The 18199-nt window shown below is 62.1% G+C and carries 23 protein-coding genes and 1 pseudogene; 16 read left to right on the forward strand and 8 right to left on the reverse strand.

The window, feature by feature from the left end; translation table 11 throughout:
- Positions 1-2 precede the first annotated feature (2 nt).
- The 10 genes from V7E00_RS19590 to copM all read left to right on the forward strand — a co-directional run bounded on the left by V7E00_RS19590 (position 3) and on the right by copM (position 7488).
- Positions 3-386, forward strand: a complete 384-nt coding sequence (locus V7E00_RS19590) for a hypothetical protein (RefSeq protein ID WP_333574292.1) — start codon at positions 3-5, stop codon at positions 384-386.
- Between the two features lie 3 nt (positions 387-389).
- Positions 390-1076, forward strand: coding sequence for a ZIP family metal transporter (locus V7E00_RS19595; RefSeq protein ID WP_069319151.1), 687 nt, complete (start codon positions 390-392; stop codon positions 1074-1076).
- Positions 1073-1681 carry a cation diffusion facilitator family transporter gene (locus V7E00_RS19600; protein ID WP_069319152.1) on the forward strand — a complete coding sequence of 203 codons (609 nt, stop codon included), beginning with the start codon at positions 1073-1075 and terminating at the stop codon, positions 1679-1681. Before V7E00_RS19595 ends, V7E00_RS19600 begins: the two co-directional genes overlap by 4 nt.
- Positions 1678-4179: a heavy metal translocating P-type ATPase gene (locus V7E00_RS19605; protein ID WP_333574293.1), complete on the forward strand. Its 2502-nt coding sequence runs from the start codon at positions 1678-1680 to the stop codon at positions 4177-4179. Before V7E00_RS19600 ends, V7E00_RS19605 begins: the two co-directional genes overlap by 4 nt.
- Positions 4176-4925: an HAD-IIB family hydrolase gene (locus tag V7E00_RS19610; RefSeq protein ID WP_333574294.1), complete on the forward strand. Its 750-nt coding sequence runs from the start codon at positions 4176-4178 to the stop codon at positions 4923-4925. Before V7E00_RS19605 ends, V7E00_RS19610 begins: the two co-directional genes overlap by 4 nt.
- A 114-nt stretch (positions 4926-5039) precedes the next feature.
- Positions 5040-5495 (forward strand): MgtC/SapB family protein, encoded by a 456-nt coding sequence (locus V7E00_RS19615; protein ID WP_053556572.1) that lies wholly within the window; start codon positions 5040-5042, stop codon positions 5493-5495.
- 98 nt (positions 5496-5593) lie between these two features.
- Positions 5594-5971 carry a hypothetical protein gene (locus tag V7E00_RS19620; RefSeq protein WP_053556598.1) on the forward strand — a complete coding sequence of 126 codons (378 nt, stop codon included), beginning with the start codon at positions 5594-5596 and terminating at the stop codon, positions 5969-5971.
- A 12-nt stretch (positions 5972-5983) separates the two neighbouring features.
- Complete coding sequence (locus V7E00_RS19625; RefSeq protein ID WP_019368201.1) at positions 5984-6592, forward strand: DedA family protein; 609 nt, start codon at positions 5984-5986, stop codon at positions 6590-6592.
- Positions 6593-6812: 220 nt separating this feature from the next.
- Positions 6813-7043, forward strand: coding sequence for a hypothetical protein (locus V7E00_RS19630; protein WP_231471584.1), 231 nt, complete (start codon positions 6813-6815; stop codon positions 7041-7043).
- 235 nt (positions 7044-7278) lie between these two features.
- Entirely contained in the window at positions 7279-7488 is a 210-nt protein-coding gene (copM, locus tag V7E00_RS20135; RefSeq protein ID WP_019368204.1) for a CopM family metallochaperone, read from the forward strand.
- Between the two features lie 121 nt (positions 7489-7609).
- Here the strand turns inward: copM and V7E00_RS19640 are convergent, their stop codons facing one another.
- The 3 genes from V7E00_RS19640 to V7E00_RS19650 all read right to left on the reverse strand — a co-directional run bounded on the left by V7E00_RS19640 (position 7610) and on the right by V7E00_RS19650 (position 10425).
- Positions 7610-8533: an ArdC family protein gene (locus tag V7E00_RS19640; protein WP_333574295.1), complete on the reverse strand. Its 924-nt coding sequence runs from the start codon at positions 8531-8533 to the stop codon at positions 7610-7612.
- Between the two features lie 384 nt (positions 8534-8917).
- Positions 8918-9334 carry a type II toxin-antitoxin system VapC family toxin gene (locus V7E00_RS19645; protein WP_333574296.1) on the reverse strand — a complete coding sequence of 139 codons (417 nt, stop codon included), beginning with the start codon at positions 9332-9334 and terminating at the stop codon, positions 8918-8920.
- Positions 9331-10425: a hypothetical protein gene (locus V7E00_RS19650; protein ID WP_333574297.1), complete on the reverse strand. Its 1095-nt coding sequence runs from the start codon at positions 10423-10425 to the stop codon at positions 9331-9333. The genes V7E00_RS19645 and V7E00_RS19650 overlap by 4 nt, the downstream gene beginning before the upstream one ends.
- 117 nt (positions 10426-10542) lie before the next feature.
- Between V7E00_RS19650 and V7E00_RS19655 the strand changes: the two genes are divergently transcribed.
- The gene (locus tag V7E00_RS19655; protein ID WP_333574298.1) at positions 10543-11373 is read left to right on the forward strand and encodes a BglII/BstYI family type II restriction endonuclease; all 831 of its coding nucleotides are present in this window, start codon (positions 10543-10545) and stop codon (positions 11371-11373) included.
- On the opposite strand, the gene V7E00_RS19660 is transcribed toward V7E00_RS19655, so the two are convergent.
- From V7E00_RS19660 to V7E00_RS19680, 5 genes are all read right to left on the reverse strand, one after another.
- Positions 11339-12025 carry an MT-A70 family methyltransferase gene (locus V7E00_RS19660; protein ID WP_333574299.1) on the reverse strand — a complete coding sequence of 229 codons (687 nt, stop codon included), beginning with the start codon at positions 12023-12025 and terminating at the stop codon, positions 11339-11341. The genes V7E00_RS19655 and V7E00_RS19660 overlap by 35 nt on opposite strands.
- Complete coding sequence (locus V7E00_RS19665) at positions 12025-12192, reverse strand: hypothetical protein (RefSeq protein ID WP_333574300.1); 168 nt, start codon at positions 12190-12192, stop codon at positions 12025-12027. The genes V7E00_RS19660 and V7E00_RS19665 overlap by 1 nt, the downstream gene beginning before the upstream one ends.
- 325 nt (positions 12193-12517) lie before the next feature.
- A complete protein-coding gene (locus V7E00_RS19670; protein ID WP_333574301.1) occupies positions 12518-12847 on the reverse strand; it encodes a hypothetical protein in 330 nt (109 codons plus the stop codon).
- A 156-nt stretch (positions 12848-13003) separates the two neighbouring features.
- The gene (locus V7E00_RS19675; RefSeq protein WP_333574302.1) at positions 13004-13603 is read right to left on the reverse strand and encodes a thermonuclease family protein; all 600 of its coding nucleotides are present in this window, start codon (positions 13601-13603) and stop codon (positions 13004-13006) included.
- Complete coding sequence (locus V7E00_RS19680) at positions 13600-14484, reverse strand: DUF7146 domain-containing protein (RefSeq protein ID WP_333574303.1); 885 nt, start codon at positions 14482-14484, stop codon at positions 13600-13602. Before V7E00_RS19680 ends, V7E00_RS19675 begins: the two co-directional genes overlap by 4 nt.
- A 94-nt stretch (positions 14485-14578) precedes the next feature.
- On the opposite strand from V7E00_RS19680, the gene V7E00_RS19685 reads away from it, so the two are divergent.
- From V7E00_RS19685 to V7E00_RS19705, 5 genes and pseudogenes are all read left to right on the forward strand, one after another.
- Positions 14579-14866: a hypothetical protein gene (locus V7E00_RS19685; RefSeq protein ID WP_125977908.1), complete on the forward strand. Its 288-nt coding sequence runs from the start codon at positions 14579-14581 to the stop codon at positions 14864-14866.
- A gap of 361 nt (positions 14867-15227) precedes the next feature.
- Entirely contained in the window at positions 15228-15914 is a 687-nt protein-coding gene (locus V7E00_RS19690) for a lytic transglycosylase domain-containing protein (RefSeq protein WP_333574304.1), read from the forward strand.
- Positions 15911-16276 carry a TrbC/VirB2 family protein gene (locus V7E00_RS19695; protein ID WP_125977902.1) on the forward strand — a complete coding sequence of 122 codons (366 nt, stop codon included), beginning with the start codon at positions 15911-15913 and terminating at the stop codon, positions 16274-16276. The genes V7E00_RS19690 and V7E00_RS19695 overlap by 4 nt, the downstream gene beginning before the upstream one ends.
- Positions 16277-16360: 84 nt before the next feature.
- The gene (locus V7E00_RS19700) at positions 16361-16684 is read left to right on the forward strand and encodes a type IV secretion system protein VirB3 (RefSeq protein WP_017503481.1); all 324 of its coding nucleotides are present in this window, start codon (positions 16361-16363) and stop codon (positions 16682-16684) included.
- Positions 16677-18199 (forward strand): annotated as a pseudogene (locus tag V7E00_RS19705) (transporter); the annotation flags it as partial. The gene V7E00_RS19700 and the pseudogene V7E00_RS19705, both read left to right, overlap by 8 nt.

Below are 18199 nucleotides of genomic sequence, written 5' to 3' on the forward strand. Positions count from 1 at the left end.
GCATGCGCGCCTTGCTGCATCTGCCCGGGCTGACGATCGCGCGCGTTTGCGTCGTTCTCGTCACCGGCGTGATTGTAGGGGCGTGCAACCCGGCTCCGAGCGAACCTGTCGAACCGGCTCACGACAAGCGTGTAACGCCAAGGCTGATCGCGCAGCGCATCATGTATTGCGACGACGGCACCCGCGCCGATGTCGACTTCATCGACGACGGCTTGAAGATGGCCGTCACCTGGCTGCCGAAGGGCAGGACCGAAATCCTGCGCGCGCAGCGAACTGGCGACGAGTTTCGTGGCGACCAGTCGCGGGCCATCGTGGCGGGCGGGGCGATCGCCTTCATGCGGCGCGGAAAGATCCACGTCTGTCACCGAACCCCGGAGGGATCATAGGATATGCAGGCACTGCTCTACACGCTTGCGCCTGTGCTGGCGGTCGTGCTCGGCGCGATCATCGCGAGCCGCACCAAGTTGAAACCCAACCTAGTGGCGGGCCTCCAGCATCTCGCGGCAGGCGTCGTGTTCGCGGCTGCCGCGACCGAGATACTTCCCCAGGTCAAGCATGAGGCATCGCCCAGCGCGACGTTGATCGGCGGGGCGGCGGGCGTCGCGACGATGCTGGGGCTCAAGGCATTCGAGGCCCGCTTCAAAGGGCCGATGGCGCTGCTCGCGGCGATCGGCATCGACATCCTGGTCGATGGCCTGGTGCTCGGTCTCGCCTTCGTGGCGGGCGAGAAGGCAGGTTTCCTGCTGACGATCGCGCTCACGCTGGAAGTATTGTTCCTGGGACTGACGCTGACCGACGAGTTGGCGGAAACCTATCGCTCGCGCCTGCGCATCATCGTGATCGTCTCGGCGTTGGCGCTGCTGCTGCCGATCGGCGCGCTGGCGGCTGTACCCGTCGCCACGCTGTCGCCGGTGATGGTCGCCGGCTTCCTCAGCTTCGGGCTGATGGCGCTGCTCTATCTCGTCACGGAGGAGCTGCTGGTCGAGGCGCACGAGAAGCCCGACACCCCGCTCATCAGCTCGATGTTCTTTGTGGGGTTCTTGGCCCTGCTGACGCTTGAGGAGATCATGGGATGATCCCGAGCAACGACAACAAGGGCGGAGAGGAGCGCCGCACCCTCTGGATCGTCCTGCTGCTGAACGCGGCGATCGCGGTGGGCTTCTTCATCTCGGGCTTCTTCGCGGACTCGAGCGCGCTGATCGCCAACGGCGTCGACAATCTGTCGGACACCGCCGTGTATGCACTGAGCCTCGTAGCGCTCACCCGGGGCCAGACATGGAAGACACGCGCCGCGATGGCGTCGGGCGTCATGTTGCTGATCTTCGCGGGCGGCATCCTGATCGACGTTGGCCGACGCTACCTTCAAGGCAGCGACCCGATCGGGCCGACCATGATGGTCATGTCGGCGATCGCCGGCGTCGTGAACTACCTCTGCCTGCGGCTGCTCCAGCGTCTCAAGGATCCGGACGTCAATCTCCGGGCCGCCACCACCTTCAGCTTCAACGACTTCATTTCCAACGGCGGCATCCTGATCGCCGGCGTCCTGGTGTTGTGGCTGGGCACCAACTGGCCGGACCTGCTGGTCGGCTTCGCTACCGCCATCATCGCCATCAAGGGCGGTGTCGAAATCCTGCGCGACGCACGCGCCGAAACCAAGAAAAGCGAAAGGAGGTCGTCATGAACGACAAGCTCGAACTCGATATTCCAGTGCTGCTGCCGGACCTTCCTGACGCGGCCGATGCCTGCCTGGATCGTCTCGTATCGACCCTGTCGAAGCGCGAAGGCGTCGAGCGGGCGCATGTGATCTGCCTCGACGGCGACACGCCGGCGGCGTTGTGCATCCATTTCGACGCTGCCAAGCTGCCGCTGCCGCGCGTGCGCGAGATGGTGCGCGCCGCAGGCGCCGAGATCACCGAACGTTACGGCCATGCGATCTGGCAGGTGACAGGTATCAATCACGAGCGCCGGGCGCGCACTGTCAGCGATGCACTGTGTGCCTTACCCGGCGTCGTCCAGGCAAACGCCAGCACCAGCGGCTCGGTTCGGGTCGAGTATGATCGCCGGGAGACCACCGAAGAGGAGGTCCGCGCCGCACTTCGCAAGCTCAAGGTCGGTGTGGGCAAGCGGGTCGCGGCTGACGACCATGCCGGCCATGACCACGGGCCGGGTGGCCACGGCGCGGGCGAGGAGAAGCACGGTCTTGGCGATGGCCACGACCATAGCCATGCCGAGTTTCTTGGCCCCAACACCGAGCTGATCTTCGCGCTCGCCTGCGGCGCGCTGCTGGGGATCGGCTATGCGATCGAGAGGCTGGTCACTGGTGCGCCGGACTGGCTGCCGACCGCCTGCTATATCACAGCCTACTTTTTCGGCGGATTCTTCACGCTGCGCGAGGCGATCGACAATCTACGGCTGAAGAAGTTCGAAATCGACACGCTGATGTTGGTCGCTGCCGCCGGCGCCGCTGCGCTGGGTGCATGGGCCGAAGGTGCGCTGCTGCTGTTCCTGTTCAGCCTTGGTCACGCGCTCGAGCATTATGCGATGGGTCGCGCCAAGAAGGCGATCGAGGCACTGGCGAAGCTCGCCCCGGAAACCGCGACCGTGCGCCGCAACGGGGAGACCAGCGAAATCCCGGTCGAACAGATGGTCGTCGGCGATATCGCCATCGTGCGCCCGAATGAGCGCCTGCCTGCCGACGGCTTCATCATCAAGGGCGCAAGCGCGATCAATCAGGCCCCGGTGACGGGTGAAAGCATTCCGGTCGACAAGGTGCCGGTCGCGGACGCTGCGGCGGCACGCGCCAAGCCCGACGCGGTAGACGCGGAAAGCCGGGTCTTTGCCGGTACGATCAACGGCGGCGGTGCGATCGAGATCGAGGTGACGCGCCGTTCCAATGAAAGCGCGCTTGCCAAGGTCGTCAAGATGGTGAGCGAAGCGGAGACGCAAAAGTCGCCGACGCAGCGCTTCACCGACCGGTTCGAGCGGATCTTCGTGCCCGCCGTCCTGATCCTGTCGGTGCTTCTCCTGTTCGCTTGGGTCGTCGTCGACGAGCCGTTCCGCGACAGCTTCTACCGCGCGATGGCGGTGCTGGTGGCGGCAAGCCCCTGCGCGCTTGCGATCGCCACGCCGAGCGCGGTGCTATCGGGCGTCGCCCGCGCAGCGCGCGGCGGCGTGCTGGTGAAGGGCGGTGCGCCGCTCGAAAATCTAGGGTCGCTGAAGGCGATCGCCTTCGACAAGACGGGCACTCTGACCGAAGGTCGGCCGCGCATCACTGATGTCGTGCCGGTCGATGGCGCCGATGAAGGCGAGCTGCTGGCGCTGGCCGTGGCTGTCGAGGCGCTGAGCGATCATCCACTAGCCCAAGCGATCGTCAAGGACGGTCGCGAACGACTGAACGATCGTGCCGTGCCCACTGCCGGTGATCTCAAGAGCCTGACCGGTCGCGGCGTCACCGCGAGCGTGGATGGCGAGACGGTCTGGATCGGCAAGGCCGAGATGTTCGGGAGTGAGGGCATTCCGGCGCTGGGGCAGGGAGCGCAGGACGCGATCGCGAAACTGCGTGAAAACGGTCGCACGACCATGGTCGTCCGCAAGGGGGACCGCGACCTGGGCGCGATCGGCCTGATGGACACGCCCCGCGAAGCGGCAAAGACCGCGCTGCGCCGGCTGCACGAGATGGGCGTGTCGCGGATGATAATGATCTCCGGCGACCACCAGAAAGTCGCCGAAGCGATCGCCAACGATGTCGGGATCGACGAGGCATGGGGCGATCTCATGCCGGAAGACAAGGTCGCCGCGATCAAGAAGCTCGCCGGTGAAGACAAGGTCGCGATGGTCGGCGACGGCGTGAACGACGCGCCGGCGATGGCCAGTGCAACGGTCGGCATTGCAATGGGCGCGGCGGGCTCGGACGTGGCGCTGGAGACAGCCGACGTCGCATTGATGGCCGACGATCTGGCGCACCTGCCGTTCGCGGTCGGCCTGAGCCGCCACACGCGCGGGATCATCCGACAGAACGTCTTCGTCAGCCTGGGCGTTGTCGCCTTCCTCGTGCCTGCCACCATCCTCGGCCTCGGCATCGGGCCAGCGGTGGCGGTCCATGAGGGTTCCACGCTGCTCGTCGTCATCAACGCGCTCAGGCTGCTCGCCTACCGCGATCCGGCGGGGAAGGCGGCATGAAGTGGCTGATTGCCTTCGACCTCGACGGCACGCTTGCGGAGAGCAAGCGGCCATTGTCACAGGAGATGGCCGCAACCCTCGCTCGATTGCTCGCCGTCACCGACGTGGCGGTGATCTCGGGCGGTGACTGGCCGCAATTCGAAAAGCAGGTTGCTTCACGCCTTCCTGTGGATGCCGCCCTAGACCGCCTTTGGTTGATGCCGACCACGGGCACAAAGCTCTACCGGTTCATCAATGGCGCTTGGCGCGCTGTCTATGCCGAGTTGTTCGACGACGCGGAGAGGGCGAAGATCCGCACGGCTTTCGATCGGGCGCTCGTCGATGCCGGGATCGCTGATGAACGCATCTGGGGTGAACGGATCGAGGACCGGGGCAGCCAGATCACCTTTTCGGGGCTGGGGCAGGCAGCGCCGCTAAAGGAAAAGGAAGCGTGGGATCCCGACCGAAAGAAGAGGACCGCGTTGCAGGCCACGTTGCGCGCGACGCTGCCGGACCTCTCGATCAATCTAGGTGGCACGACATCGATCGACGTGACCAGGGCAGGGGTGGACAAGGGCTATGGCCTGAAGCGCCTGAGTGCTGAAAGCGGCGTCCCGCTCGACGGGATGCTGTTCATCGGCGACGCGATCTTCCCCGGTGGGAATGACTATCCCGCCGCTGAAATTGGCCTCGATACGGTGAGAGTGCGCGACGTTGCGGAAACCACCGCCGTCGTGACAGCCATCATCGCATGTCTGCACCGGTAGGGATCGCCGATGTTCGCGATCCCCGCCTTGGGCCTGAACGTCTGTGGGACTCTCGTCCCGACCTTAGCCCTTTACCTCCGATCTGGAGCAATCGCGTAGAACAGGCAGGCCGGCATGTTTCAAAGCTCGTGGTGGGAGATCGCCACCCATATCATCAGTCTCGCCGTCGCCTACGCGCTCGCCCTTCCTGTTGGCTGGGATCGCGAGAAGGACGCCCGCAGCGCAGGCATCCGTACATTCCCGTTGGTTGCCATCGCCAGTTGCGGCTTCGTGCTGGTGGGCATCGCGATCCTCGGCCGCACGTCTCCAGCGCAAGCCAGGTTGCTCGAAGGTCTGATTACGGGCGTCGGCTTCATCGGGGGCGGCGCGATTCTGAAGAAGGGCGACAAGGCGTCAGGTACGGCGACGGCGGCCAGTCTGTGGGCGACTGGGGCACTCGGCGCGGCCGTAGGCTACGGCCTATACGACATCGCCTTCATCCTGAGCGCCACCACCTTCCTCACCCTGCGCTGCTCTCGTCCGCTCAAGCGTGCCACCAATGGCGACGTCGGCAGCTCGGCGAGCCCATGACGAGCCCTTGGGCGAGCCGATGGATGCGGCCTGTGCGATCCCTTACCCGGCGCTGGGCACCGGCGACGACCATCGCGGCGCGAGACCGCCAACATCGCTTGCTGCGCTGGGCGACGCTGCTGGAGCGCAATCCCCACCAGATCATCGGCCTGCTGTCCCCCTCGTGGGCGGGCGGTGACGCGCGCGGCACGATGGTCGATCGGCCGAGCGCGATCGATGTCGCATGGAGCGACGTGGTGCTGCGGGTGATGGGGTTGGCGGGACGATCGCGCGGTGAAGCAAAATCGTTCTTCGGATTGTCGGATGCCGAGCTGGATCGGATTGCCGCAGGTTCATGGCGGTGTCCGGTTCGACCCGCTTGGCAGGTCGCCGTGCGGATCAGGAACGTCGAATGTCCGCGCCTGGAAAATCGGATCGTTGGGTCCGTCGCCGCCCTCCTGCTCGTAATTTGCGCGATCTCCTATTGGATCTTCTGACGAGGCTGGTTTGTGTTCGACATCATAACATCGATCCTCGCGTCACTCGGCGGCTTTGGCGTCTTCCTGCTGATGCTGGCCGAAAACGTCTTTCCGCCAATCCCGTCGGAAGTGATTTTGCCACTTGCCGGCTACACCGCTGCGCAGGGGCGCGGCTCGCTGTGGGTGGTGGCAATCGCCGGCACCCTCGGATCGGCTGCAGGGGCGGTGCTGTGGTACTATGTCGGCCGCTGGATCGGCATCGAACGATTGAAGCGCTTTGCTTCCCGCCACGGCCGATGGCTGACGTTGACGCCCGGTGAGGTCGATCATGTCGACCGCTGGTTCGACCGCTACGGTCGTTGGGCGGTTCTGTTCGGGCGCATGGTCCCGGGAGTCCGGACCCTGATTTCGGTGCCCGCAGGGGTCAGCGGGATGCCCCTTGGTCCATTCTTGGTCTCGACGCTCACCGGCTCGGCCATATGGACCGTTATCCTCGTGCTGGCGGGCTATGAGCTGGGCGAACGCTATAGCCAAGTGGCGAGCGTCATCGAACCGGTCAGCAACGCCGTGCTCGCGCTGGCCGTCATCTGGTATCTTTGGCGGGTCGCGACTTTCGGGCGATCAAGGGGTGGCCATTGATGGCTGATCTGCTGCCCGCGTTTCCTGCCGGCCTTTGGCTCATGGCAGCTTCGATGCTTGTCCGCATCACACGCTTTGCACGCGCCTTTAGCCTGATCTCACCAGCCAGCTCGATCATCCTCATCAGATTGGTTGGAAGGCTTCACCGCAGCGGATTTCACGCATGGCGTCGCAACGGAGGGAAGTGGCGTTGGGCCGGAATATGGAGAGGATCGACATAATGGGGAACAGCAAGCAGCAGGCGATCATCGCCGTTGCCGCAACAATCGTTCTGTCCGGATGCGGGCTGATTAAACCACGCGACGCCGGCTATTTCCGCTTCCACGCGGAAGAGGCGAGACTGGTCGTCACACGCTGCGAGCGGGGCCAAGAGACCGGCAGCGACTGCGAGGCCGCGGCGCAAGCCGTGGCCGAGCTCGACGCGGCGGCGGGGCGGCAGTCTGGACGCTGAAGCGAGCCACCTTCGCCCGCCCCATGAACCAAATCACTATCACTGGAGAAGAATCGTAATGATCGGAAGCAACAGGCCGTTCGCGCTGATGCTGGCAATGACCGCCGTCTTAACCCCGCTTTCCGCGAAGGCACAGCATACCCAGCATGGGTCAACTGGTGCCGTGTCAGGCTCGCTAAACGAGCCGCCCGCTACGCGGGCCTACCGGGCCGCAAATGCCAAGATGCATGGCGATATGGATGTAGCCTTCACGGGTGATGCCGACGCCGATTTTATGCGCGCGATGATTCCCCATCATGAAGGCGCTATCGCGATGGCTGAAATCGAATTGAAGTATGGCCGAGATCCCGCCGTGCGCCGCCTCGCGGCCGCAGTGGTGGCAACCCAAAGGCGCGAGATCGCCGAAATGCGGACCTGGCTTGCACGTCGGCAACCCCGAAAGTAGCGGCTGATTGAAAAGGTGGCGCTCACCGCCGTCAATGATGGCGACGGTCGTGATTTTGGGATCATAGGCCAGTCGCGCCGCCACGTCCCGGCCCTCGTCGGGGCCGGGATCGTGGGGGCGCTCATGCCGCCTCGTCCAGTTCAGGGGCCGTCTCAACGGCCATGCGGCTCAAGAGCCAGTCGGACGCGTCCTGGGCTAGGCGGGCGGCGGTGAAGATGCACCGCTTGTCGTTGCGCAGGGCCTGTAGCCAACTCGCCAGATAGGCGGCGTGGTCTTCACGGTCGTGAAGCTTGATGCCGATGGTCGCGCTGACGAACGCCGCCCCTAGCTCGGCAACCAATTCCTCTCGGGCGTAGTCCTCGCGCTTCGTGGAAATGAGAGAGGGACGGGCAAGTCGGTCAACATGTCCCGTCGCGTGGCAAAGTTCGTGCGCTAGGGTCGAATAATAGTCATCGCTGGTGTGGAAATCGGCAAACTCGGGCATGACCACATGATCGCCGCTCGGCTGATAATAGGGCTGCGATCCGAAGTGTTTAAGGGTGACGGAGATGCGAGCGAAAAGCGCGTCCAGCTCGGCATCTCGCTCATCGGGATTGGTTGCGGTGATGATCGGCGCGGGGGTTGGATATTTCGCCTCGATGCCATCGATCTGCTCGGCATTGAAAACGGTATAGCGCTTAAGGAACGCCACCTGACGCTTGCCGTCCTTGCTGCTCTCTCCACCCTTGTCGGCGTCAACCTCAATCTTGTTGGCATAGACGACGGTCGAACCCTTCTCGCCCTTGCGGACGCATCCACCAAGCGCAAGCGCTTGCTTGAAGGTCAGCCAATGCGGAGAGGCATAGCCCTTGGTCATGGCGGCAACCCAAAGGGTCAGGACGTTGATGCCCCGATAGGGAACGCCGGTCGAGCGGAGCGGGATATTCGGTGCGGTGCTGCCATTCCACGATTTAGACCAAGGCCGGGTGCCTGCCTCGATCATCGCGATCATCTGATCGGTGATTTCCTGATAGATGTCGGCTCGATTGTCGGTGATCCGTCCCATGATGTCTTCCTTTCCTTTGAGGCTGAAAGCCGGTCGCAACAGCAACCGGCTCTGCCTTTCCGGCGAGGAACGGGATGGGGAGGGAGGACGAGAATCTGGCCTCTGGCGCGGGCGAGCCGCCTAGCGCGGCCGACGCTCCGCAGGGCGTCGGGTGCCGCGGTTGGCGGATTACACGGGGGGCCTGATTGTCGTTCGGGAACGAAAGGGCAGCCGCCCTTGGTGTTCCCCGGCACCGGTCTGGCCTCCGGGGGAGGGCAGCGTGCCCAACAAGCTGTGCCACGCTTCAGGCGTGTCATGAGGGTGTGCCACGTGGCACACTTGCGCACTCTTGCAGCACTTGGATTTACGGGAGAGACGACGGTAGCGGAGACATTCCATACCGGCTTATGGGTGAATCACCTGGAGATTCGGGAAGTATTTTATGAAGTCGTCCTGATTGGTCGTTAGGAGCGGGATACCCTCGACCTCCGCCAACGCACCAATAAGGAAATCGGGCAGAACATTGTTTTTGAACGGTTCACCCGGAGCGCGCTTTTTTTGACGATATGCTTTGTAGGCTTGTCCGGCTTTGAACAACGCATCGTCGTTGTTGCCGAGACGTTCAAACGCCCACGCGGCAATCGCGGCATCGGTTTCCTCGCGCGACTGCATGCTGGCCGAGAACTCGCTGTACACGATGTCGGCGATAACAAGCGGCCCTTCAGCTCTTCGTTCTTCTATCGTCGCCACAGACCAGTCATGATGATCTTCACCATGATTTATTGCTGACATTATGACGCTGGTGTCGAGGAACGTGGTCATTTATCTCTCGTGAACCTCATCAGTTCCTCAACGGACATTGTTGGCACGATGTTCGCGTCTTTGAGACGGGTTAGGGCTCGTTGGGCATGGGCACGAATGAAGCCTTGAAGATCGAAGGCTTCCAGTTCGTCAGCATCTATGACGTCGAACCCCGCATATCTGGCGAGCATCGCACACGCCCTAGGGATAGTTTTCAAAATGCGCGGATTAGACGGGTGAACGGCACCTTGGGGCCGATTGTCATTTGCGGCGAACCACTGGACGTCGGGAACTTTTAGCTCGGTTCTCTCCCGGACATGCTCGTCCGAAAAGCGATCCCTGCTACCGCAAGCGGCATAGAGCGCTACGAGATGCTTGGTTGCCAAGGTCTTCTCGAGACTTTGGGCACCGCTAACCTGCGCAAAGCTCGACTTATCCAAGAGCGAGCCATACCGGGAGGAGGAAACTTGCTCCCCGTCCAACTCTCGATCTTCGATGAGACGATCAAGGGCCAGGAACAAGGCGTCTACCCACCAGCGCTCTACTCTTTTGCTGGCAAAGGCAGACAGATGCCCAATTTCATATATATAATTCAGGTTGGTGGAGAGCTTTCTAGCCGACTTTGCTCTGTATCTCGGATTGCCAGTGACATAGGACTCGATGTCCTTCGCGCTGATCCTCCCAGTCTTCCAGCCATAATCGGCAGCGACCTTTTCGGCGATGTAGCGATTTGCCCAGAGCGCGGGACGGCGTTGAGCAGCATCTGCCCCCGTCCATTTGCCGACGTAGCTGAAGTTCAAAGCAAATAGCGCGAGTTTGTCAAAGTTATCGCTATGGGGTGCCGTCAGCGCCTGGAAGACAAGCTCGTCCGCAACAAGGTGGTCGACACCGTCTTTGCTTTTATTGAATAGGAAGAAGTTGACTGGAATATATTCAGAGTGGCCAGATTGGGAAACACGTTGCCTAAATAGGTCACGTGGAACATCTTGCATTTGGCCATCAAAACCGATCCGGATGCTTTCATAAAGCTCCAACAACCCGTTCGCCGGAGGACCCCAGCTAAAGTTTTTCGTGAAGCTGCCTGGCTTCCAGTCCTGCTCACTAGCTGCCATGCCGTACCTTGATCGCCCGTTCCACCTTCATCAAATAACGTGCTCAGCATAAGGGCCTCGCGCAAGCCCGGCAATCTATGGCACCTGGGCTTTAACAGAATCGACGCTTGGACACGCATGTTTGAAGATCTGGCCGCCCGCGGCTTCCAAATCGAGTTTCACAGCCACGCGACGGCCATCCTGAGCGTCGATTTTCCTGACGCGATCGGCGAGCTTGAGGCGGCTTTGGGTGCGCTTTCGATCCCGATCGAGGAGATTATCGGCTCAGGCGGCGGAGAGACTAAGGGCACGCAACGCCTTCGCCGCGCCCTGGCCGAGCTGGGCTGGCATAAGGTCAACTTTACCATCGAGAAGCGCATCAACGGGGTTCAGAGGGAGTCGATCTCACATGAGGTCGATCACGTCCGCACCTTTCCCGACGGCCGTGTTATCGCGCTGGAGATCGAATGGAACAATAAGGATCCGTTCTTTGATCGCGATTTGGAGAACTTCAAGCGGCTGCACGCAGAGGGGGCGATCAGCGTCGGCGTGATCGTCACGCGAGGATCAAGCCTTCAGGACGACATGGTCCAGCTCGTGCGCCGCTTTGCTGCCGAGCGGACGTTGGAGTCCGGCGATGACCTTGGATCGCTAGGTCTCACGCCGACGCCTCGGCAAAAAGCAGATGTGGCCCGGCGTATGCGGGCAGGGGGCGCCACCTTCGCTGATGCTTGGTCATTGAGCTTCGTGAAAGACAAGTATGGCGCCGCCACAACCCATTGGCGAAAGCTTGAGGATCGCGTGCATCGCGGGGTGGGCAACCCATGCCCACTCCTCCTCATCGGCTTGCCCAGCTCGATCGTTACCTTTGACGAGCATCTTGACGTCGGGGCCATCGCGGAAGGTGAGGAGGAGCAGGAGATCTTGGCTGAACCTACTCCGCCGCTTCCGCCACCAGCCCAGCCCTAGAATGATTGGCGTAGGTCGGCCATGAGGGCGTATATTCCTCATCGGCCTGATTGCCCCAGACAGTCCATTTTGGGCGGGTTCCGCGCGAGAACATCTCCAAGAAGGGGCCAGGGCTGCATTCCTCGATAAGGGAGTATTGCTCGTCCGGCTTTCGGCTATGCTCGCGTTTCCGGCTTTCTAAGTAGTTCACCTGCGTTCGGCCCGGATCGAGGGTGCGCGCATTTTTGCCGCGCACGCCGAACAGGATCAGCTCGGTGACGTTGCGAAAATAGAAGCCAACTCCGCGACCATCAGACCCGCCATCCTTGCGAATTTTGCGCCAGACAATGTTCGACTTGTACTCGAATCCCCACTCACGCATCACTCGGAGCCCGTCGGGCAAGAGCGCGTTAGGAACCCACAGATAGAGATGTGAGGTTGCTGCGACGCATTCTTCGACAGGCAAGGCGCAAATCTCGTCCAAGGTCATCGTGCCATAGCGGTTGAGGCGACGATGCTCAGGAGCCACCTTCCCGGTGCGGTTCTGAAACTGCCAGGGCGGATCCGCCAGCACGGTTTTGAAATCACCACCGCCTGCGACGTTCAACAGATCGAGACCAGCGGGGCTATGCTCCGGTGACTTCCGGGACGTCTTGCGCTTGGGTTCTGACATTAGGCTGCGTCCTCATTTTCAACAGATTTTGACGCGCGACCAACATAGCCGCGCAAACCACGCCGGATGACCTGACTCATCGTCTCATCACGGCTATCAGCAACCTTTCTTGCCCGTTGCAGGAGCGTCTTCGGCACCCGCACTGTCACCACAATATCATCTGCCATATGCCTCTCCGGCGTACACCGTATGTTCTGGTATTGCCTTGTAATACGAAACGCAAGGGAATTGCCTCTCTGATTGTCTGACGCCACCTGCCCGAATGGCTGACACTCATCAGTTTGCAGCCTGAGCGATCGTTTTCGCATTGGATCTTAATTGGCGACTTTCTACATGGTGCGCACACGCGGCCTCCCCTGGGAGTGTTCGCTTCCCGCGAGGGTACTAAGGGCCAGGGCCGTCCTAGGAAGGGCGGCCTTTGGTTTATCTGCCGCCAGCGGCTTCTCGAACTCTTATCAAGGTGTGCCACGTGGCACACCTCGGACCGCTCGGTCACAGCCATCTCCCTCCCAGTGCTGCCCCAAACTCGATGGCGAGCGTGACGATGCCGGCGACCGTCGCGGCGAGCGCGAACAGCGCGAGCCGCGCAGGGATGCCAAGGCGCGGCGCGTTGGCGCTTGTGATGGCAAGAGCGGCCCCGATCGCGGCCGCCAGGATCAGTGCCGGCCCCAACTCATAGAGGACAAGGCCGGGAAGTCGGTTTGGGAGCAAGTAGGGGAAACTTCGGATGACGCGGCCGAGCAAGACAGCGCCTATCACGAGCGTCAGCGCCATGCCCCAGCGGCCGATCAGGACCGCAAGCGGAGAGCCGCGCTCAAGCATGGGGGTGGATCTCCGAACGCAAAAGGCCCACCGGCAGGGGCGGTTCGTTGCAGCCTAGCTGATCGTCACCCGCATGGGCGGAAACCCGCTTACGGGGTTCTGCGGAGCGCCGTAACAGCGGCGCAGAGTAGAGCGCGGGCCGAAGGCAGGCCCCGCTTACGGCTTGATCGTTTCTACCTGGCATTCCTGCGGCACCTGCGCCCTGCGAACAGCAAGCTGACGCATTCCCTCATAGTCCACACCCCACAGTCCCACCCGCCGCGCTGCCGCCTTCTGCATCAGCTCGACATAGGCTCCACCGGAAAAAATGCGGTAATCAACGGCATAGCCTTGGGCGACCATCGTTGCCCCCACGCTCGCCTTATTAGCGGGAAAGCGACACGCCAAATTCAACCGCCCGTAGCTTTTCGGATTGGTTCGGCACTGCTTCTCCCGGCGCAGCGCGTAGTCGAACATCGATACCGAGCAGTCCATTCCGCCGTCCCGGAGCGCCAGCCCACGCAACGCCTCGCTAGAGATGGCCTTTAGCTGTGGCAGATCATCATCAGGCGCATCGATGCCGACGACGCGGACCCGTCCATTGGGGAAATCGATCGTATCCCCATCGATGATCCTGGGATTTGGCGACGACAATCTTGTTCTCGAGACTTCGACGAGCGACTGCTTATTCTGCGAGATTGCATAGGTTGCCACGATCAGGAACGTCGCTCCCATCGTCCATCGTTGGAACCGGGTCGCTCCGGGAAACAACTTCATAGCGAACGGATCTCGCGCAGCAGATCGTTCCAGTCGCCAGTATGGGGCGGCGGCTTGACGACGAGCTGGCGGCCGTTGGCCGCCAGATGCGGAGTGGCGCGCTCGATCGCGCGCGCTGCCTCGGCCCCATGCTGGCTATAGATGACGACGGTGTGCACGCTCTCCGGGATCGCGACAGCCTGATACCGTTCGATCCCGAGAACGGGCCATACAAAGCGGCCTGGCTCCAGCATGTTCATCACGCTGGCGGCGTCCTCGACGCCTTCGGCGAGCTGCAAGATGCCGTCGAGCGGTACGCCACCCCAACGCACCGCGCCGACGCCGGGATTACCAAGCATTCGCTTGGGTTCGTCCATATCGGCTTTCCAGCGGCCATCAGGGCGCAGGAAGGTGCGATGGATCGCGACGACGCCGGCGTCCTCCTCGATAGGGACAATAAGGGCAGGCGCAAAAGCCTTGGCGGCACCAGCACCGCATTGGCAGCGAGGGTCGAAACGAGCGTTGATCCCATCAGGAACGATCGACCGCCCCTCGCGCAGGTAGCGATCGGCCAGTGTGCCAGCGAAGGGTTCGGCGTGACGCCAGACCGCGAGCGCGAGCTTGTTGAGGTCCGTCTTGCTATCCTGACGCTGCCCTGGGTCGTGATTGGCGGGCGCGAGGATCTTGCCTGTCCGTAACGCCGACATGATCGCGTCGGCCGTGCAACCGGCAAAACAATGGAAGAGAACGGCACGCTCGCCAACACGTATCGACAGGCTGGCCTTCCCGTCTGCGTGCGCCGGGCACCGGCACATGGCGAAATCACCTTGCCACTTTCCGCCAAGTTGACGGACGATGCGGTCCGCCTGCTCCTCGATCGAAGCTGTCTCACGTCGCGCCATCTATGGACACCTCCGTTACAGGACGCATAGTTGGTAGAGCGCGGGGGCAAGGCGCGCCAGCGAAAACCAATGAAATCGCTTTAGCAGGGTGGCAATGGAATTAGAACTCATACTGGAACGCGAGCTAACGACGCAACGCCCTCCGGGCGGAACGATGACTGACGTTCATGTCTGTCAGCACGAATCTGGCAAGTGGCATATCAATGTCCGCGTGAGCTGGCGCGGCACCGCACTTTATCACGTCGGCCTCTATGATAAGAAACGTATCCGATTGTATAAAAAGGCTTCTTCTGCCATCCGACATATAGTGTTGGGGTATGGCTATGAAGGCGTGATTCACGTCCACCCGTTCGCGGGATTACAGGACGCAACTACATTCTGAGCCAAATCGGACCAATCTGCGAACCGTTCTCAAAGAGGGATGAAGCGAGCAACCGGGGCATTTTCGGACTAGCCCCCGCTCCAATAGCGATTTAGCCTTGTTCACCAGTGGAGTGAAAACATGGCTTATCGCTTGTTTACATCGCTCGCGGCTGCCGCCTCATGACGGCTTCGTTCGCCTCCGGTCCTGTTCGCGTCACCAGCACGCCGAACTGCAGGAACCCCCTGCGCAGTAGCCAACCGGGTCGGCTCAACTTCGCTCTTCATGCCGCCTATGGGGGACGGGGAGCGGCACACAAATCCCATTTGGAAAGTACGGCGCAGCCGGGCAGTCCCCTTGGGTCGAAGACATTGGAGCGGTAATGACGCTCCCCGCCGCGGTCATCATGGGTCTGGCAGCGCAATGCGCGCCGAGTGTGGCTCCAGCAACGATCGCGGCGATCGTCCAGACCGAAAGCCAAGGCTTCGAATGGGCGCTCAACGTCAACGGTCTCGGTCGCAAGATCGTCCCAACAAGCCGTGAGCAGGCGGTGGCGCTCGCTCGTCACTATATCGGCAAGGGTCACTCGGTTGATCTCGGCCTCGGCCAGATCAACTCCCGCAACATGAAAGCCCTGGGTCTGACCTGGGACAATGTGTTCGATCCTTGCACGAACATCGCCGCTGCCGGAGCGGTTCTCTCGGGCAACTATCACAGCGTGCGCGCCGGACTTCACCCGCAGCGCGCGCTTCGCATCGCTTTATCGATGTACAATACGGGATCGCAGTCGCGTGGCTTTTCGAACGGCTATGTCGGGCGGGTAGTCGGCAATGCCGGCGTCTCGGACGGCATCCAGCCCGCCGCCGTTCGCATCGGTGAACCGATGCCCGCCACCGATACTAGCGGAGGGTCGAGCGCGGCTGCGCAGCTCGCCGCGCTGGTCGAGGAAAACACGTCCCCAGCAGGGCCGCCACAGGCAATGCCCGCACCACTGCCGCCATCGTGGGACGTGTTCGCGAGGGCGGAATATGAGCGAGCACGGCTCGCCGAAGAAGGAGAAAACCGATGAATCTCGCATCTTTCGGTGGGCCGGCGCTTGCCCTTCGAACCCACGTCACCAAGCGGGTTGAGGCGATGACCCCGCGCCAGCGAAAAGCGTCGCGGGCGCTCTCAATGGCAAGCCTGGTGGCGCTGACATCGCTCGTCACAGCCGAACCAGCGTTCGCACAGACCAATTTGGAGAGCTTCGGCAATGCGGTCCTCGGTCTGCTGAGCAACGGGCTCCTGCGCATCGTTGCGATCCTTGCGCTGATTGCGGCGGGCTTCGGGTGGCTGACAGGTCGCGTCAACACAGGCGCGCTCGTCACGGTCATCATCGGTATCGCGATCATCTTCTCGGCGCCGTGGATCGTCGATCAGCTTCAGGGCTGATCCGTATGTGGGCGGGGTGCGAATAGCGCCTCGTCCACACCCGTTTCGTGTGGAGTGCGTAGCGTGGAGGAAGAACGGGAAGTAATGGCGCGCAACACGCTGTTCCTGGCGGTGACGCGCCCTGCGTTGTTTGCGGGCATCCCGATCGAGGCGGCCGTGGTGATCCTGCTGACCTCGGTCATTACGCTGATCGGGACGACAAACCCCGTTTACGGCCTTGTCGTCGCAGCGGTGATGTTCGGCATTTCGCGCCTCGTGGTGCGCCACGACGTCAACGCCTTCCGCCTCATCTTTCTCTGGGGCCGCACCAAAGCGGCCAATCGTAACCGCGTCTTCTGGGGCGGGTCGAGTTACACGCCGCTTCCCCTGAAAGGCATCAAGCGAAAGGGGTTTGGCCGCAATGGCTAGGGCCAATCGTCTGTCGGAACAGGTGCCGATGAAGGTCGCGCTCAAGGAAGTGATGCCGACCAAGTTCCTGCCCTATGCGCGGCACGTCACCGATGAGGTGGTGGTGCTCGATTCCGGGGCGATCATGCTGACGTTCGAGCTCCAGGGCCGAGCGTTCGAGACGGCTGACGTGCGCGATCTGAATGACTGGCACGCGAAGCTCAATGGGATGCTGCGCAACCTGCATGACGATCGCTTGTCGATCTGGACGCACCTCGTCCGCGCTCGGGTTGAGCAATATCCCGGCGGCAATTTCCGGTCCCGCTTCGCGCGGGATCTCGATGCCGCTTACTTCGCGCGGATGAACAAGGAGCGGTTGTTCATCAACCGCTTCTTCGTAACGCTGGCGTTGCGCCCATCGGTCCACGGTGCCGACAAGCTGGTGCAGCTCTTCAAGAACAAGGCGAGGGCCGAAGCCGAAGCCGAAGCCGATGCGATCGACGCCGACCTACTGGAGGCGCTGGAGGACAAGGCGCGCGATTTCGAAAAGCTGATGGATCGCTGCTCGCCGCGCCGGCTCTCGATCTACGGACATAATGGCCTCAAGTTTTCTGAGACGATGGAAGTCGCGGAAATGGTGATGACGGGACGGCATCGCCGGGTTCCGATCATCCGGGGGCACCTCGGCAGCGCGCTCTATCGTCAACGCGTCGTCTTCGGCGGCGAGACGGTGGAGGTGCGCGATGCCGATCGCAGCGCTTTTGGCGGCATCTTCGGCATTAGGGAATACCCGGCGTCCACCACCCCCACGCAATTTCAATCTCTGCTGGCGGTCGATTTCGCGTTCGTGCTGACGCAATCCTTCACATTCCTCGGCCGTGCAGCGGCATCAGAGCGTTTTCGGCTGCGGCAAAAGCAGATGGAGAACGCCGATGATCGGGCCGTCAGCCAGATGCTCGATCTTGTCGACGCGGCGGACGATCTCATGTCCAACCGCTTTGTCCTGGGCGATCACCACTTCACGCTCGCGGTCTATTCCGACAGCCTCAAGGGCCTGCGCGACAACATGTCGATCGCCCGTGCAGCGCTGGCCGATACCGGCATGGTCGCGGCACGGGAAGGGGCGGCGCTGGAAGCCGCTTACTGGAGCCAGCTCGTCGGAAATTTCGCATGGCGCGCGAGGCCGGCGCCGATCACGTCGCTGAACTTCGCGGCGTTCTCGCCCTTCCATACCTATCCCGCTGGCCTCGCCACGGGGAACCATTGGGGGGACGCGATCGCGCTGATGAAGACGAGCGCACGCAGCCCCTACTTCTTCAGCTTTCACAAGCGCGACATTGGCCACACGCTGATCGTTGGCCCGACCGGGGGCGGCAAGACGGTCATCGTCAATTTCCTGATGGCGCAGGCCGAGAAAACGGGCGCGCGTCAGATTTTCGTCGACAAGGACCGCGGTGCGCAGATTTTCGTGCTGGCTTCGGGTGGCACCTATCTGACGCTCGAGAACGGCAAGCCCACCGGCTTCGCGCCGCTCAA

The organism is Sphingomonas sp., from assembly GCF_036731925.1.
Classification (GTDB): domain Bacteria; phylum Pseudomonadota; class Alphaproteobacteria; order Sphingomonadales; family Sphingomonadaceae; genus Sphingomonas.